Origin of the sequence: Bartonella sp. HY038, from assembly GCF_014117425.1 — a bacterium.
GTDB lineage: Bacteria > Pseudomonadota > Alphaproteobacteria > Rhizobiales > Rhizobiaceae > HY038.
Genome location: NZ_CP059725.1, coordinates 551,568 through 567,716, shown reverse-complemented (window position 1 = coordinate 567,716; position 16,149 = coordinate 551,568). Strand labels below are relative to the sequence as shown.

15 protein-coding genes are annotated in these 16,149 nt (G+C 41.2%); 9 read left to right on the top strand and 6 right to left on the bottom strand.

Translation table 11 applies throughout. The features are described from left to right. Positions 1-523 precede the first annotated feature (523 nt). From H3299_RS02365 to H3299_RS02340, 6 genes are all read left to right on the top strand, one after another. Positions 524-1,807 (top strand): NCS2 family permease, encoded by a 1,284-nt coding sequence (locus H3299_RS02365; protein ID WP_182418733.1) that lies wholly within the window; start codon positions 524-526, stop codon positions 1,805-1,807. 228 nt (positions 1,808-2,035) lie between these two features. Next, positions 2,036-3,787 (top strand): alkaline phosphatase, encoded by a 1,752-nt coding sequence (locus H3299_RS02360; RefSeq protein ID WP_182418732.1) that lies wholly within the window; start codon positions 2,036-2,038, stop codon positions 3,785-3,787. A gap of 295 nt (positions 3,788-4,082) precedes the next feature. Then, positions 4,083-4,454 carry a hypothetical protein gene (locus tag H3299_RS02355; RefSeq protein WP_182419606.1) on the top strand — a complete coding sequence of 124 codons (372 nt, stop codon included), beginning with the start codon at positions 4,083-4,085 and terminating at the stop codon, positions 4,452-4,454. Positions 4,455-4,474: 20 nt separating this feature from the next. After that, the gene (locus H3299_RS02350) at positions 4,475-5,149 is read left to right on the top strand and encodes an ABC transporter ATP-binding protein (protein ID WP_182418731.1); all 675 of its coding nucleotides are present in this window, start codon (positions 4,475-4,477) and stop codon (positions 5,147-5,149) included. Between the two features lie 5 nt (positions 5,150-5,154). Beyond that, on the top strand, positions 5,155-6,456 hold the full coding sequence (locus tag H3299_RS02345) for an ABC transporter permease (RefSeq protein WP_182418730.1): 1,302 nt from the start codon (positions 5,155-5,157) through the stop codon (positions 6,454-6,456). A 431-nt stretch (positions 6,457-6,887) separates the two neighbouring features. Then, complete coding sequence (locus H3299_RS02340; RefSeq protein WP_182418729.1) at positions 6,888-7,358, top strand: Lrp/AsnC family transcriptional regulator; 471 nt, start codon at positions 6,888-6,890, stop codon at positions 7,356-7,358. A 133-nt stretch (positions 7,359-7,491) separates the two neighbouring features. Here H3299_RS02340 and H3299_RS02335 read toward each other — a convergent pair whose 3' ends face one another. Both H3299_RS02335 and infC read right to left on the bottom strand, forming a co-directional pair. Next, complete coding sequence (locus H3299_RS02335) at positions 7,492-8,490, bottom strand: hypothetical protein (RefSeq protein ID WP_182418728.1); 999 nt, start codon at positions 8,488-8,490, stop codon at positions 7,492-7,494. A 197-nt stretch (positions 8,491-8,687) separates the two neighbouring features. Then, positions 8,688-9,224, bottom strand: a complete 537-nt coding sequence (gene infC, locus H3299_RS02330) for a translation initiation factor IF-3 (RefSeq protein ID WP_182419605.1) — start codon at positions 9,222-9,224, stop codon at positions 8,688-8,690. Between the two features lie 799 nt (positions 9,225-10,023). On the opposite strand from infC, the gene H3299_RS02325 reads away from it, so the two are divergent. Continuing rightward, positions 10,024-10,785, top strand: coding sequence for a carboxylesterase (locus tag H3299_RS02325; protein ID WP_182418727.1), 762 nt, complete (start codon positions 10,024-10,026; stop codon positions 10,783-10,785). A gap of 167 nt (positions 10,786-10,952) precedes the next feature. On the opposite strand, the gene H3299_RS02320 is transcribed toward H3299_RS02325, so the two are convergent. Both H3299_RS02320 and ftsE read right to left on the bottom strand, forming a co-directional pair. Next, positions 10,953-11,948, bottom strand: coding sequence for an ABC transporter permease (locus H3299_RS02320; RefSeq protein ID WP_182418726.1), 996 nt, complete (start codon positions 11,946-11,948; stop codon positions 10,953-10,955). After that, entirely contained in the window at positions 11,941-12,600 is a 660-nt protein-coding gene (gene ftsE / locus H3299_RS02315; RefSeq protein ID WP_182418725.1) for a cell division ATP-binding protein FtsE, read from the bottom strand. The genes H3299_RS02320 and ftsE overlap by 8 nt, the downstream gene beginning before the upstream one ends. 449 nt (positions 12,601-13,049) lie before the next feature. Between ftsE and hpt the strand changes: the two genes are divergently transcribed. Beyond that, the gene (gene hpt, locus H3299_RS02310; protein WP_182418724.1) at positions 13,050-13,586 is read left to right on the top strand and encodes a hypoxanthine phosphoribosyltransferase; all 537 of its coding nucleotides are present in this window, start codon (positions 13,050-13,052) and stop codon (positions 13,584-13,586) included. A 44-nt stretch (positions 13,587-13,630) separates the two neighbouring features. On the opposite strand, the gene H3299_RS02305 is transcribed toward hpt, so the two are convergent. Together H3299_RS02305 and H3299_RS02300 are read right to left on the bottom strand one after the other, a co-directional pair. After that, a complete protein-coding gene (locus tag H3299_RS02305) occupies positions 13,631-14,128 on the bottom strand; it encodes a hypothetical protein (RefSeq protein WP_182418723.1) in 498 nt (165 codons plus the stop codon). Continuing rightward, complete coding sequence (locus tag H3299_RS02300) at positions 14,121-14,666, bottom strand: DUF6210 family protein (protein ID WP_182418722.1); 546 nt, start codon at positions 14,664-14,666, stop codon at positions 14,121-14,123. Before H3299_RS02300 ends, H3299_RS02305 begins: the two co-directional genes overlap by 8 nt. A gap of 176 nt (positions 14,667-14,842) precedes the next feature. Between H3299_RS02300 and H3299_RS02295 the strand changes: the two genes are divergently transcribed. Continuing rightward, on the top strand, positions 14,843-15,964 hold the full coding sequence (locus tag H3299_RS02295) for an ATP-dependent RecD-like DNA helicase (protein ID WP_182418721.1): 1,122 nt from the start codon (positions 14,843-14,845) through the stop codon (positions 15,962-15,964). Positions 15,965-16,149 lie beyond the last annotated feature (185 nt).

Here is a 16,149-nt window from a genome sequence, read left to right as displayed (position 1 = left end):
TAAATTTGCCACAATGAATAGCTATAAGTATCTTGAAACATTCGACCTCCAATCGGTTTCACGCCCGTCAACCATTGTCACCTAATTTATCAGGCAATTTGGTTGACGGGTTTTTTTTATGTCTTTAACGGCATATTTAATAAAATAAGCGATCGATAGTATTTTTTAAATTTTATAAATCTTATCTTTGGTAATGGCTTAAAAACACGAAATTGCGTGAATTATGGCAAAATTGTGCAATGGCCCCATGGCATAATTTGACAAGATAGGGTAAGAAAAGTTTAGCAATAAAAATTTAGTCGAGAAATGGTTGCGTTTGCAAAGCAACGCCTTATTTCAAATTAAATATTTGCTTTAAGAAAAATTACCGTACTCAAATTTAAACTAAGCTCAACCCGGTCTCCTAATTAACTTGGCTTTTATTAAACAGGTTAGTGGCATAAAGACCTTTTATTATCCACCCTAATTCAATGCGAAAAACGGTATTATTTTAGGGGCTGGAGCGTAAGAAAGTATTTGCAAAATGTTAGAAAAGCTCTTTGGCTTATCGCGCAATGGCACAACAGTAAAAACCGAAATTCTTGCCGGTTTAACCACATTTTTGACCATGTCCTATATTTTGGCAGTTAATCCCAATATTTTGGCTGATACGGGTATGGATCGCGGCGCGGTCTTTGTCGCCACCTGTATTGCAGCCATCATCGGTTCCCTCATCATGGGGTTTATTGCCAATTGGCCAATTGGTATGGCACCCGGCATGGGGCTTAACGCATTTTTTGCCTTTGTTGTGACCCAGCTTGGTTTTACTTGGCAACAAGCCTTGGGAGCGGTATTTATTTCAGGTGTTATTTTCATCGTTTTAAGCGCTTCGGGTATTCGTCGTTGGCTTATTGACGGTGTTCCGCAATCCCTACGCAGCGCGATTGCTGCAGGTATTGGTCTTTTTCTCATTATTGTCGCGCTACACAGCACTAACATCCTTGTAGCCAATCAATTTACGATGGTTCAATTGGGCAATTTGACCAATATGAGCGCTATTTTAACTGGTTTTGGATTTTTTCTTATCATCGTTCTTGATCACTTCCGCTTTCGCGGTGCCGTGCTAACCAGTATTCTTTTCATCACCCTTATTTCTATGCTTATGGGCATCAGCCAATTTAATGGTGTTATTTCAATGCCAAGTTCGCTAGCGCCTACTTTCTTGCAGCTTGATCTTATGGGGGTTTTCCAAAAAGGTTTTTTCTATATTTTGCTTGTTTTTGTGTTGGTTGAAGTTTTTGATGCGACAGGCACACTTATCGGCGTTGGCACACGCGCAGGTCTTATTACTCCCAATAAGCCCAATAATCTTGGCAAGGCTTTATTTGCAGATAGTACAGCCATTGTTGCAGGTTCGCTCCTTGGTACAAGCAGCACCACCGCCTATGTCGAAAGCGCGGCAGGAGCCGCCGTTGGCGGACGCACTGGTCTAACCGCCGTGGCTGTTGCATTTTTCTTTGCTATTGCGCTTTTCTTTTCACCCTTAGCCACATCTATTCCAGCCCATGCCACAGCACCAGCGCTATTATTTGTTGGCTGCTTGATGGCGCGTGAATTTGCTAAGGTAAATTGGAATGACTTAATCGAAGCTGTTCCCGCCATTTTAACTGCCGTCATGATGCCTCTTACCTATTCTATTGCAAATGGTTTGGCATTTGGCTTTATCAGCTATGTCATACTAAAAACATGCACTGGTAAATGGCGTGATGTCCATCTAGCAACTTGGATTATTGCTGCTTTATTTATTTTACGCTTCGTTGTTGAATAATATGCCCAAAAGCGCCAATTAACCTTGGCGCTTTTTTATAAGCTCATTGTTACGCTTATCAATTTATTTTTAAAATAAAATTCTATCCAAATTGCCATATTCGCGTTATTTTTCAAATATTAGCTTAATTTTAACGCACATCCTGTCATAAAACTGTCATCTAGCCGCAACATTATCGCAACATAGCTTCCATATTTTCCGCTCCATGATAAACTTGGAGCTTATCTTATGCGTTCTTTATTAGTTACCCTTATTGCGTCTACATTTATGATGTCGGCAGCTTCAGCTGCGAGCGTCTATCCCATTGATCGTGCAACGGTTCTTGCCAACTCGCCTTTTGATTTCAAGGTTGAGTTTGACAATAAAATCAAAGCTGGCGACATTTCTATTTCAATCAATGGCAAGGATTATGATTCTGCCCTTGGTCAAAAAGGCGAATTTGTCGAAGTTGAAAAAGGCAAAGACGACAAGGAACTTGGTTCCGCCCTTATTCTTCGCAATGTAAAAATTAGCGAACCGGGCGAATATAAGGTTGTTGTAAAAGCTGGCAATGAAGAAAAAACCGTCAATTGGCATGTTTATGGTGCATCTGCAACGCCAAAAGCCAAAAACGTCATCTTCTTGCTTGGTGATGGCATGTCGGTTGCTCACCGAACTGGCGCGCGTATCATGTCAAAAGGCATGACCGAGGGCAAGGCCAATGGCCGCCTTAATATGGATGATCTTGACCGTATGGCCTTTATCGGCACATCAGCGGTTAACTCAATTGCAACCGACAGTGCTAATACTATGTCTGCTTATATGACTGGTCACAAATCATCGGTTAATGCAATTGGCGTTTATGCTGACCGCACAGCTGATAGCCTTGATGATCCTCGCATTGAAAATATCGCCGAGGCCTTGCGCCGCACCACCAAGAAATCCCTTGGTATTGTAACAACAGCCGAAGTAGAAGATGCAACACCTGCTGCAGTGGTTAGCCATACGCGCAATCGTTATGACAAGCCTGAAATTGTCGGCATGTTGCTTGATGTTAAACCTGATGTCTTGCTAGGTGGTGGTTCTGCTTACTTCTTGCCAAAAACCACCAATGGCTCAAAACGTAAAGACGACATTAATTATATCCAAAAGTTTGAAGATGCTGGCTATAAATTGGTAACATCTGAAAAAGAATTGCTTGCCGCTAATGATAGCGATGGCCCATTGCTTGGTCTTTTCCATACCGGCAACCTTGATACGGTTCTTGACCGTAAACAGCTTAAAAAAGGCACGGTTGAAAAATTCCCAGAACAACCCGGCCTTGTTGATATGACCAAGGTTGCCCTTGAGCGTTTATCCAAAAATGAAAACGGTTTTTTCTTAATGGTTGAAGGCGCGTCAATTGATAAAATGTCCCACCCTATGGATTGGGATCGCGCTCTTTATGAAACAATCGAATTTGACCAAGCCATTGGCGTTGCCATGGAATTTGCTAAAACCCACCCAGATACCTTAATTGTGGTAACCGGCGATCATACCCATGGTATTTCTGTTGTTGGCACAGTAAATGATGAAATTGCTGGCGATGAAATGCGCGAAAAAGTTGGTGTTTATCAGCATGCTGGCTTCCCCAATTATGTTGATAGCAATGGCGATGGTTTCCCAGACCGCGTTGATGTAAGTCACCGCCTTGCAGTCTTTTCTAGCAACTTCCCTGATTATTATGAAACATTCCGCCCCAAGCTTGATGGCCCATTTGTGCCCGCTGTCAAAAATGAAAAAGGCGAATATGTAGCCAACGAAGCCTATAAGGATGTTCCTGGTGCAGTCTTTAGAGCCGGTAATTTGCCACGCTCTAACGACACAGCAATCCATGCGGTTGATGATGTGGTGTTGCAAGCAACAGGTCCACAATCAGAAAACTTCCGTGGCTATATGGAACAAAGCGATGTCTATAAAGTTCTTGCTGACGCATTGGGCTTTGGCGGCAAAGGCGAATAATAGCGCGCAATAGGCAAATGCCTTTTGCTGCCAGAATATACAATAGGCATTTGATTAATGCGCCGCGTGGCTGGGTTTTAGGTCCAGCCACGTCTTTGAAGTGTCGTTTAAAGCATGCTGTAACTGATAAAATCGAGTAATATGCGACATTGCTAAGGCTTCAACCACTTATTTTTTGCATTATTCGCCATTTGATTGGCAAGGAATTACCCAAATGCTGGACCGCACTTTTTTTAGACGGGTCTTTTGCTTAATTTTTAGCTCGCTTGGTTTTATTGCTTTTATAACTCCAGCAATGTCGGAAGAATTAAAGTTCCGCGAACTTTATAGCAAAATAACCGTACTTGGGCTTGAGTTTTCCCAAAAGGTTCATGACCTTAACCAAAAGAAAATTGATATGCGCGGCTTTATGGCACCGCCATTAAAAGCTGAAGCCAAGTTTTTTGTACTGACTGAAATTCCCATGTCCATTTGCCCTTTTTGCAGCTCAGACTCCGACTGGCCTGATAATATTGTGGTTGTTTATTTGGATAAAAAGCAAACCTTTGTTCAACCATCGCAAAATATTGTCGTCACTGGCCGCCTTGATGTCGGCTCTTGGACGGATCCAGAAACTGGCTTTGTGAGCCAATTACGCTTGCTTGATGCGCAATATCGCGTTGATTGACTATAAGTGACAGGTATAAAATGCTATCCCTTGATATAATGGATTTAGAGATTCAATTTTCTGGTCTTGAAGCGCCAGCCCTTGATATTGCCAATTTTACGCTTGAAAGCGGCCAGCATCTAGCCATAACCGGACCATCGGGCTGCGGCAAAACAACTTTTATTAATGTGCTTGCCGGTTTTACCAAGCCAGATAAAGGTGCGGTTAAATGGGGCAATAGTGACATTTACACCCTATCTCAAGGTAAGCGCGATAAATGGCGTGGCAAAAATATTGGTCTTATCATGCAAGATTTTCATCTCTTTCAAGGTCTAAGTGCAATTGATAATGTTTTACTGCCTTTGGCGCTTTCTGGTCTTGTACGCGCGGATGATAAAAAACGCGCTTTAGAGCTTTTAGAGCGTACCAATTTAAAAAAGCCAGAACGCGATATTAAAATGATGTCACGCGGCGAAATGCAACGGGTTGCCGTTGCACGCGCCTTGCTTCGTAAGCCCGATATATTGTTAGCCGATGAGCCAACCGCCAGTCTTGACGGCGATAATGGTAAAATCATTGGTGATTTAATCCAGCAATTAGGGCGCGAAGAAAATACCAGTTTGATTATCGTCACCCACGATACTGAGCTTGCAAAACGCATGGATCGGCGACTTGAATTAAATAGCGGCCGCATTGTAAAAGATGAAAGGCTGTAAAAGCGATGATACGTTTTATTAAAGCTGACCTTAGGCGCATGTGGCTTGGCGCTATGGCTATCATTATCTTAATTGGCTTTGCAGTTACCCTTGGCTTAACCGTTACCTTAATGGAGCGCGCTATTCGCCTTGGCAGCGCAAGGGCTGCAGACCAATTTGATATTATAATCGGTGCGCCGGGCAGCCCAACCCAATTGGTGCTTTCAACTGTTTTTTTGCAACCCTCTGCCCTGCCCTTAATGTCGGGCGATGTATTGCAACAATTGAAAAATGATCCAAGAGTGGAATTTGCAAGCCCAGTTGGCATGGGCGACACATTTTTAGATTATCCAATTATCGGCGTTGATGAATCCATCTTAAAAAGCCTTTTCCATGATGTTGAAAGTGGCAGCCTTATGCCAAAAGATGGTGAAGCGGTTATTGGTGCTCATGTGGATATTGCCATTGGTAAGCACATTGCTCCCATGCATGGCAGCCTTAGTGAAGGCGGCCATATCCACACTGACGTTCGCTATAAGATTATTGGCAAGTTAAAGCCATCTGGCACAGCTTGGGATAAGGCAATTTTTGTACCAATTGAAACTGTTTGGAATGTCCATGGCCTTGGCAAGCAAGGCGATGATAATAAGCCAAGTGTGGCGGATAGCGCAAATAGCCAAGAAAACCAAGATAAAAAAGACACCAAAGACAATGCTGAAGCGACATATCCAAGCCTTGATTTTAAAAATTACAATAATAGTCAACACGACCATCGGCTATCCGCTTCCGGTTTACCGGGAGTGCCTGCGGTTATCGTCAAACCAAAATCGATCGCAGATGCTTATAAAATTCGCCAAGCCTATCGCAATGATCAAGCCTTGGCCGTCTTTCCCGGTGAAATTTTAACCAACCTTTATGGTACACTTGGCGATGTCAGAAAGCTGTTGAGCCTTATTGCTGATGGGGCGCAAATATTAGTTGCTGCGGCACTTATCTTTGTGGCAATTACCCATATCCATGACCGGCGCCGCCAAATTGGTGCATTGCGTGCCCTTGGCGCCTCGCGCAGTGTAATTTTAACCATGGTATGGCTGGAATTGATGGTGTTGATTATGGTTGGTATAGCCGTTGGCTATAGTGGCGGCTTTTTAGTAAGCCATGTCATTGCTAGCCATTTAGGGCAAGCAAGTGGTATTCCATTGCCAATTGAGCTAAGCGATGAAGATCTTGGCAATTTATTGCGCCTTATCTTTACCGCCGCCATCATTAGTCTTGTACCTGCCTTCATGGCATGGCGACAATCCCCTATGACTGCGCTGCGCTCTTAGAGCGCATTTCGATCTGATTGGGTGAGATCGGCGCTCTAATCCATTGCTTATAGCGCGTTTTTGTCCGAAAACCGCTTCACACTTTTCGCAAAAACGCTTTAAACCAACAACGGCAATCATTTTACCACCTGCATCAAGCGACTTGGTAATGATTGCCATAAAAAACCACTCTAACAAGTAATTTTATTGCGTGACCTTTTATAAATTCAATGGTAAAACTTGTCGCCAAGTAAATTAGATCATTTCTTATGATTCATTTTGCGTGACGCATATTTGAGCCAAAATTATTATTAGTTTAATCTAAATTGATTATAGCTCAATATATTTAAATGGAATTCATATTTGATAATCCAATCAATAATTGGGCATCTTTAGGCAATATATTTTTTGCCTTAAAGGCTTATCATTTTATTTTTAAGGACTGGAATGCAATGCCGATCAAAGCAGATCTTGATGAAACCGATTGGAAGATTTTAAAAGAGCTGCAAGATGATGGGCGTATGAGCAATGTTGAACTTGCAGCAAAAATTGGCATTTCAGCGCCGCCCTGTTTAAGACGGGTGCGCCGGCTTGAACAACTTGGCATTATTAAGGGCTATAGCGCCTTGCTTAGTGGCAAAATTTTAGGGCAAGATCTCGTTGCCTTTTGTTCAGTCAGCCTGCACCACCAAGCAGAAAGCGATTTAAAAGCTTTTGCTGAACGCGCCAATGAATGGCCTTTTGTGCGCAAAGCTTGGATGGTATCAGGCGAATCTGACTTTTTGCTTTATTGCATTGCCCCTGATCTTAGCAGTTTCCAAACTTTTGTTATCGAGTGCTTGACTGCTGCCCCCAATGTTGATGGGGTTAGAACTGCCCTTACCATCAAGGCAGTTAAAGATGATCCACTCTTGATCTTATAATTGCAAGCCGTTCATCTCTCTAATTTTAGAGCGCATTTCGATCTTATTGGATCAGATCAGCGCTCTAATCCATTGTTTACAGCGCGTTTTTGTTTGAAAACGCTCTAACGGCGCAATAAGAAACTATTTGCCATTATAATTTAGATTTTACACTTGCTGCAATATTTTGAATAATTGCTTGATAAGCCGCTAATTCACCTTTTGGCGCAAGCGCCTGTAAATAAATCGGGTGTTGGTCATTATCAATCGCGCTATATAGGATAATATCCTGCTCAACTCCATCTGCGCTGACACCACTACCAATCAACAAGCGGCCATTGCGCTGCAAAAACTGCTCATCGCGCTCAATAGTGGTTTCTTGTAGCTTAAAAACCTTGATAATTGAAGCTAGATAAAGATTTTGCGCCAAAATCGCGTTATTTATATCAAGCGCTTGGCTATCGCGTAAAATAAAAATTGTTGCATCGCCAGTCTTGCCAGTTGCATCTTTCATTTCAAGACTGACACCATTACCAAGAATGGTTGCTTTCGGCTCAAAAGGTGCTTCACTCACAAAAGAAAATGGTAGATGAAGAATTTGATCCGCAAGTGTAAAATTGGCGGTAAAATCTATGGATTGAAATGCGGCGTCAACTTCTTCTTCACTTAACGGATTATCTTGAGGGGCTTGAATTGTCACCATATAAAGACCGCCATGGGCAATCAGCGTTGCCCATTTATCATATTTTTTACCTTGATCTGTTTGAATGCCTTTATAAACCATAAGCGGCACATCGGAATTAATGCGCTGCAATTCACTTACGCCTTGCACTTCAAAGCCAAGCGCTGCCATTTGCTTGGTAAAATTTTCTCTATTGGTAAATAGGCTACCTATTTGGGGGGCAACATCATCAGGAAACACCGCAACCACAATGCTAGCATTGGTATCTTGGTTTAAAAAGCCCGTAAACTCAGCTGATGGTTTAAATCCTTGCGGTGGCTGCATGGTGACAGGTGTACCCAAAACGGCAAGTCTATCATTATTTTCTTTATCCTGCGCCTTACTAAACGATACAACCAGCAAAATAATGCACAAGGCAAGCATGGCCGCATAAGCGATAAACATAATAATCTTATTGAGTTTTTTTAGCATTTTAAACTTTATTCCAGATGGCTAGGTCAACAGATTAAAACAATTTAGCGATAAAGTAAAACCACACTGCAATATTCAACCAAAATGTGAATAGTAATCATAAAAAAAACCTTGGAGGAAATCTATTCCTCCAAGGCTTCAAATTATAATTATCAAACCATGCAAATAACTGCGTGATCTTGATTTTTAACTTAGGTTTAGCGCGGCGCAATAACCATCATCATTTGACGGCCTTCAAGTTTAGGCTCTGCTTCAACCTTTGCAATTTCAGCAGTATCCTCTTTCATGCGCTCAAGCAATCTCATGCCTAATTCTTGGTGCGCCATTTCGCGACCACGGAAACGCAATGTTACTTTAACCTTATCGCCTTCATCAAGGAAACGTGCAACAGCTTTCATTTTTACCTCATAATCATGGGTATCAATGTTGGGACGCATCTTGATTTCTTTAATCTCAACCGTCTTTTGCTTTTTGCGCGCTTCTGCTGCTTTTTTCTGATTTTGATATTTTAATTTACCCAAATCAATGATTTTACAGACAGGCGGTTCAGCATTAGGCACGATTTCTACAAGATCAAGCCCTGCCTCTTGTGCCATAGCAAGTGCGTCACTTGTTGCAATATTTCCATGATTTTGCCCTTCCGCATCAATCAATTGGATGCGTGGAACACGGATATCTTGATTAGAACGTGGCCCGTCTTTTTGAACGGGGGTTGCTTTAAACGGTCGGCGAATGGTCTTATTCTCCTAAAATTATTAACATTACCAGAACAGTTAGGCTCTAAATCTCTCTAATTTAAAGGGCTTAACCGCCTATATATATAAATGTGGGAACCCCACATTTCAAGTTTGAGCAAATTGCACATTTTTGACTATAAATGCAAGAACTTTACAATTGAATAGCCAATAAATTGTAGTTTATCAGTTTATTAAACTGCTGACAATTAACCAAGCTGCACTAAAGATGACTATTTTTAGTTATTATCAAGCTTTTCAATAACCAATTGACCCTATTTTTTGAAATTTGATATAAAGCACCCCCCCCCAAAAATAAGCTTTTATCAAACAAGAACTCAAATAGACTAAACACAGTGATTCTATTATGCTTTAACGCTAAGCCAGTAAAATCCAACGTAGATTTTTTAAATTGCTATCAAATAACCATAATAAGTACAATTTTATAAATAACAATATTACCTGATTTACAAATAATTACCCCTAGCAACAAGTAATCAGCAATTAGTCTTAGATTAGAAATAATGGCATTATAAAAATAGTTAATTATATTAATCTTGTTTAGGGTCAGGACCTGCTAATCTATCAAAATATGTGAATGAGTTTTATGTCATTATTGATTGCAGCTTTGTGGGAGGCGTTTTAAAATAGGTTTAAATTTTCACAATAGCTTTGCCGCCGTCAAAATGATGCCCGCAATTTTCTTTTCATATTTTATCAAAATTAAGTTGATCTGCCCCTTAACAAATATGATAGCATGGCTTGCGAAATAGATATTGCAAATAAAGGATATGGTGAGATGACCAATGTTGATATAAACCCCGCGCAATTTTATAATGTTGAAGGTATTGACATTGCTTTACGCCAAAAAACAGGCGACAAAGCTCCTGGGCTTGTCTGGATTGGCGGCTATCGTTCAGATATGCTTGGAACAAAGGCAGTATTTTTAGAAGAATTGGCGGTTAAAGAAAACCATAGTTTTTTACGCTTTGACTATTCAGGCCATGGTGAATCAAAAGGCGATTTCTTTGACGGCTCAATTTCTCTTTGGCTTGCCCAAAGCCTTGCTATTTTTGAGCATTTTAGTAACGGCCCACAAATTTTGATCGGCTCATCCATGGGCGGTTGGATTACTTTGCGAATGGTTGAAGAATTAAAGAAGAAAAACATTACACCGGCAGCAATTATTTTATTGGCACCAGCGCCTGATTTTACCAAAACCCTTGTTGAACCAAGTCTTACCGACCAAAACCGCGAAGATTTGGCTCGACAAGGCTATTTTACAATTGAAACAGAATATGGCTCCACCCCCTATACAAAAAAACTGCTTGATGATGGCGCCAATAATCTTGTTTTAAAGGGCATTATTGACACTGGCTGTCCAGTGCATATTGTCCAAGGCATGAAAGATGATGTGGTTCCTTATCAATCAACTATGAAGCTGATGGAACATTTGCCGCTCAATGATGTGACTTTAACCCTGGTGCATGATGGCGACCATCGCTTATCCCGCCCACAAGATCTTGCTTTATTAGAACGTATTGTAAAGTCGCTGATTTAAGTCTCAACATTAGAGTGCATTTCGATCTGATTGGATCAGATCGGCGCTCTAATGCATTGTTTACATCGCGTTTTTTGTCCGAAAACCGCTTCACACTTTTCAAAAAACGCTCTAAAAAGTCCTTATCAGTCAGCAAATGATAAGGACTTATACTTTAGAATGAATTGTTACGCATTTATAGCAAAAAAGCCTGTTTCCTTGCTGTCAATTTCACGCAATTGGCGAATGACCGTAATACGGCTAGTAAACATGGTCAAAAATGCCACAAAGAAAATAAGTAAAAACGTCTCAACAATGCTTAACCAGCCGATAGAATAGGTACCAAGCAACATGGTAAGTTCCATAGCTTGCGGCGATTGACTATTATAAGATGACCAAAAAGAAAAAGCAAAAAATAGCGACAAAGCCGCCAAAGCACCGATAGTCGCCCCTTTTAAACCGGTTTTGAAAAAATACCAGCCAAATTGTCTCGCCACAAATCCAGCTTCGGCTCCAATAAAGTGCAAGACTTCAATAATATGGTTATTGTTAGAAAGTGTACTACGTGTTGCAAAAACAATGGTTAAAATCAATGCAACAAGCACCAGTATAAAGACACCAAGCCCAACTGCCACAAAGCTATTGGCAACGCTAGATAATTGATCGACCCACATGCGATGATCATCAAAATAGGCATTAGGCACATTTTGCTTAACCAGCTCACGCAAACTAAAAGTATCGGGAGCCGTACCTTGATCAAAAGTCACAATAATCAAGCGCGGAATTGGCAACTCATTGACATTAATACCACTACCAAGCCAGGGTTCAAGCAGGCTTTGCGTTTCCTCCCGGTCAAGAACGCGCGCTTCTTTAACCCCCGGAAAGTCAGTAACAAGCCGCACAGCATTTTTAAGCGCGTCTTCCATGTTGACATTATCGCCCGGCATAATTTGAATTGTTGCTTCACGCGATATATCCGATTGCCAGCTTTTTGCATAAGAGTTGATAAGATTAACACCGCCAAGGGAAAGGCTTGCTAAAAATGTCATAATGGTGAGCACTACAGCCAAAGCAAAACCACGAATGTCACCTTCAGGAACAATCGGGGTAAGACCATTGGATTTTTTTCCCAAAAACCGGCCAATTGGACGCTTGGGTGATTTTTGCTGCACAGCATCAGTCATAAATTTTCAACTTTCCCTCTTCCAAAATCATCCGGCGTGCATCAACTTGGTCCATTAGTGGTAAATCATGGGTGGCAATCACAACCGCAGTGCCAAGCCTATTCAACTCAATAAATAAGCGCAGTAAACGTCGTGCCATTGGCGGATCAACATTACCGGTTGGCTCATCGGCTAAAAGCACTTCAGGCTGATCAATCAAGGCACGGGCAATTGCTGCACGCTGTTTTTCACCGCCAGACAATACAGGGGGCAAAACATTCATGCGCTCGCCAAGGCCAACCCAATGCAATAATTCTTCTACCTCAGCGCGGTAGGTGTGTTCTTCACGGCCACGCACGCGCAAGGGCAGCGACACATTTTCATAAGTGGTTAAATGATCAAGAAGCCTAAAATCTTGAAAAACAATGCCAATGCGCTTGCGCAATTGCGGCATTTCATTACGCGCGAGCAAGGATGTATCCTTATCAAAAACGGTGATAAGCCCACGCGTTGGCTTTAATGCCAAAAACATCAAACGCAAAAGCGTGGTTTTGCCAGCACCTGATGCACCAGTTAAAAATTGAAATGAGCCTGATGGTATATTGAAGCTGACATCTTTTAAGATTTCAGCCCCCATACCATAGCGCAAACCTACATTATCAAAGCGAATCACGTAATACTTACCCTGTTTTTTCTGCTTGCAGCTTTTAAAAGCCTTTTACCCATGAGTAAAATTAATTATTTCAATAAGATTGATATTCATGAACTCAAACAACCAATTTAGGATTACCCCCCTAACCTTGTCGCAAATATTATTAATCAGTTTTAACCTAAGACATATGAAACTATGGCTGATAATTTTTAGCTTAACTCTAATTAAATATTTCTATAAGGCAATTTTGAGGTGATTAGTCGGCATTTACAATCTTTTGCATTAAGGCCAGCGCTAAAAACAACTTTTATCATCTACTTAGTTTTCAAGCCTAGCTAAAACTACAAAAAAATGGTTGCAAGCTTTGGAAAAAGTTTTTTTTAACGAATTCCTTTGCGCCAATCCTCAATAGCTTATAAATAGAGCCCATTCCCCATTGATTCTTAATTCCTAGCAAAAAGAAAAAGTTAATGCCCCATATAGACGGTCGACAAATTGATGTTCTTTTTTCAGAAGAACAAATCGCAGAGCGCAATAATCTTATTGCCGCCGAAATTGCAGCTTCAAATCCTAGCCGTCTTTTGGTTTTGCCCATTTTAAAAGGTTCTTTTGTTTTTGCTGCCGATTTGATCCGTGCTTTGCATAAGACTGGCATCGTTTCATCGGTTGAATTTATCACTGTATCAAGCTATGGCGAAAGCAAGATCCCCGGTAATATCCGCCTTGTCCATGATATTGATAGTGATATTGCTGGCCGCGATGTTTTGCTGATTGATGATATTCTTGAATCAGGTAACACTTTGCAATTTGTGCAAAATTTGGTGAGTGAACGCGGTGCCAAATCAAGCCGCATTGCCGTTCTTCTTGACAAGCATACACGCCGCCAAGCAGATATTTCTGCCGATTATGTTGGTTTTGAATGCCCTGATGAATTTGTGGTTGGCTACGGCATGGACGTTGCCCATTCATACCGCCAATTGCCATTTGTTGGCGTTGTAAAAGAATAAATATTGATTGGTAAAAAATAGAAATTAAAAAGCGCTTTAGCTGCCTAACATTTGCTAAAGCGCTTTTTTATGTTTGCTATATTGTTTTTGCCCCAAGCTAAAAGCCGCCGTAAGCCAAGGGCAAAAATATAAATTGCTGTAAGGCTTAGGAAAAGCCAACAAAACCCACCAACCAAGTCCGCCGTATCAATACGACCTTCAACCATCATCATATTTATCGTGCAAATATTTTGATTGTTCATAACAACATGGTTAAATACCGCAATGCTGCGCGGTAAAACGGCAATAAAATAGCAACTTGGTAACAGCAAACTTATCCAAAAGTTTAAATAGCTTTTGCTTTTAAGATTCAGTGCAATGAGAACCGCCCAAATAATCACCGAAAAGACAATGCCTTGAAAACTATCCGACATTGATTGATTGCATGTATCAGCAATTAGCGATAGCTCGGCATTTATAACCACAATGCAGGCAAGAATAAAGCAAATGATATGCAGTATCAGCTTAAACGCCTTGTTAGGTGGATTATTTGCCTTATCCATTGCGCCCCATTTCCTCTTTTCGCCTCTTTGCCTTAAGTATAATTTCTTGTGATTTTTTTACCATTTCCGCATAGATATGATAATCTGGCCGCTCAACAAATGGATCATTGAAAGACCATGTTAAAACAGCTTTGAGCGGTAATTGCTGCTGTGGTACGGTGAACATATCTTGAAATCCGGCTTTAATATTAACATAAATCCATTGATTATAAGATTTATCGAGCTCACCCTCATCTAATTCAATTAGCTCCGCAAGTTGAAATTCTTCAAAAAGGTTACTCAAGTTTTGACGCAATTGCGGATTGTGATGTAAATAGCATTGGTCACTATATTGATAATAGTGGTCTTGAAATAAAGAAATTATAGCATGGCAAAATTCTTTGTTTTTATAAATTGGAAAAGGTAGCAAAAACCCTTGCGCCTCTTCTTCATCGTGTAATTCACCGCCGGTTTGGGTGTGATAGATCATGCCATTATCGTTTAGAATAATAAGATAGCTATCACGAGCCTCCCAAATCGTTGTGAATAATTTTTCCATAGCGCGCCCTTTTCCACCTTAGATTAACCAATAACTATTCCTAACAAGCATTATAGATGTTTTACTATAATGATCCTCTTGTGTTTTAAATATGTTATTCTTTACTGAATAAAAATCGCGTGTACAAAGATAGTTCAAGCTTGCGCTTTTTACTCGAATCCTGTTTTGTTCTTTTCATGAAGTTTTCACCTGAACAAGAAAAAGCATTGGACGAAGTGGCTCGCTGGTTAAAAGCGGGGCGGTCTCCTATTTTTAGGCTTTTTGGCTATGCCGGTACGGGTAAAACCACCCTTGCTCGCTATTTTGCTGAAACAATTGATGGCACGGTGCAATTTGCCGCTTTTACCGGCAAAGCCGCGCAAGTTTTGCGCTCCAAAGGCGCAAGCAATGCTCGCACGCTGCATTCGCTTATCTATCGGCCACGCGGCGAAGAAGCGGTTGAAGACGAAATTACTGGTAAAACCTCAATTGCGCCGATGTTTTCGGTTAACCGCCAAAGTCCCGTTAGCCAAGCCGCTTTAATCGTTGTCGATGAATGTTCAATGGTAGACGAGCAATTGGGCCGCGATTTGATGAGTTTTGGCACACCGATTTTGGTGCTAGGTGACCCCGGGCAATTGCCACCTATTTCCGGTGGCGGCTTTTTTACCGAGGCAGAGCCTGATTTTTTATTAACTGAAATTCACCGTCAAGCCAAAGACAATCCAATTATTCGCCTTGCACTTGATGTGCGCGAGGGGCGCGATATTGCTTATGGTGATTATGGCAAAGCACGGATCATCACCCGTAACGATGTTAATCAAGAACTGGTTTTGGCGGCAGATCAAGTATTGGTTGGCACCAATCGGACAAGAAAGCGCTATAATCAACGTTTGCGAGAGTTAAAAGGCTTTGACGCTGTTTATCCGCAAGCTGGCGATAAACTCGTATGCTTGCGCAATGACCCTGTAAAAGGCTTGCTTAATGGCTCGCTTTGGAAAGTGTTTCAATCCTCTAAAGAAACAGTAAAGCCGGGTATTAATCTTTTGATAAACCCAGAAGATGATGATCGCGGCATGGCAAAAATCAAATTATTAAAAGCGCAATTTGAAGATCCCGATGCGGAAATTGCTTGGAACTTGAAAAAACGCTATGATGATTTTGACTATGGCTACGCCTTAACCACCCATAAAGCGCAAGGCTCACAATGGGATAAGGTGGTATTGTTTGACGAAAGCTATGCCTTTCGTGAAACAAGAGAGCGTTGGCTTTATACCGCAATAACCCGTGCCGCCGAAGAATTGGTGATTGTTCGGTAATTGGTTATTATATGATAGGTTATCCGCGAGAGGCCTTTTGCCAAGCTTTGTTATTCTAACTTACAAAAATTATCTGATATAGGGCATATAAAAATTGCCCCCTCCCCCAAAAGGCTAGCCTGCTTTTGCAAGAAGCATGCTTTATGTGTTTAACATAATTTTTTGATGTTATTTGCTTGCCGCAT

Bases quoted from the DNA above. Each gene is read 5' to 3' on its own strand.
- H3299_RS02365 (WP_182418733.1), top strand. From the start codon at position 524: ATGTTAGAAAAGCTCTTTGGCTTATCGCGCAATGGCACAACAGTAAAA.
- H3299_RS02360 (WP_182418732.1), top strand. From the start codon at position 2,036: ATGCGTTCTTTATTAGTTACCCTTATTGCGTCTACATTTATGATGTCG.
- H3299_RS02355 (WP_182419606.1), top strand. From the start codon at position 4,083: ATGTCGGAAGAATTAAAGTTCCGCGAACTTTATAGCAAAATAACCGTA.
- H3299_RS02350 (WP_182418731.1), top strand. From the start codon at position 4,475: ATGCTATCCCTTGATATAATGGATTTAGAGATTCAATTTTCTGGTCTT.
- H3299_RS02345 (WP_182418730.1), top strand. From the start codon at position 5,155: ATGATACGTTTTATTAAAGCTGACCTTAGGCGCATGTGGCTTGGCGCT.
- H3299_RS02340 (WP_182418729.1), top strand. From the start codon at position 6,888: ATGCCGATCAAAGCAGATCTTGATGAAACCGATTGGAAGATTTTAAAA.
- H3299_RS02335 (WP_182418728.1), bottom strand. From the start codon at position 8,490: ATGCTAAAAAAACTCAATAAGATTATTATGTTTATCGCTTATGCGGCC.
- H3299_RS02325 (WP_182418727.1), top strand. From the start codon at position 10,024: ATGACCAATGTTGATATAAACCCCGCGCAATTTTATAATGTTGAAGGT.
- H3299_RS02320 (WP_182418726.1), bottom strand. From the start codon at position 11,948: ATGACTGATGCTGTGCAGCAAAAATCACCCAAGCGTCCAATTGGCCGG.
- hpt (WP_182418724.1), top strand. From the start codon at position 13,050: ATGCCCCATATAGACGGTCGACAAATTGATGTTCTTTTTTCAGAAGAA.
- H3299_RS02305 (WP_182418723.1), bottom strand. From the start codon at position 14,128: ATGGATAAGGCAAATAATCCACCTAACAAGGCGTTTAAGCTGATACTG.
- H3299_RS02300 (WP_182418722.1), bottom strand. From the start codon at position 14,666: ATGGAAAAATTATTCACAACGATTTGGGAGGCTCGTGATAGCTATCTT.
- H3299_RS02295 (WP_182418721.1), top strand. From the start codon at position 14,843: ATGAAGTTTTCACCTGAACAAGAAAAAGCATTGGACGAAGTGGCTCGC.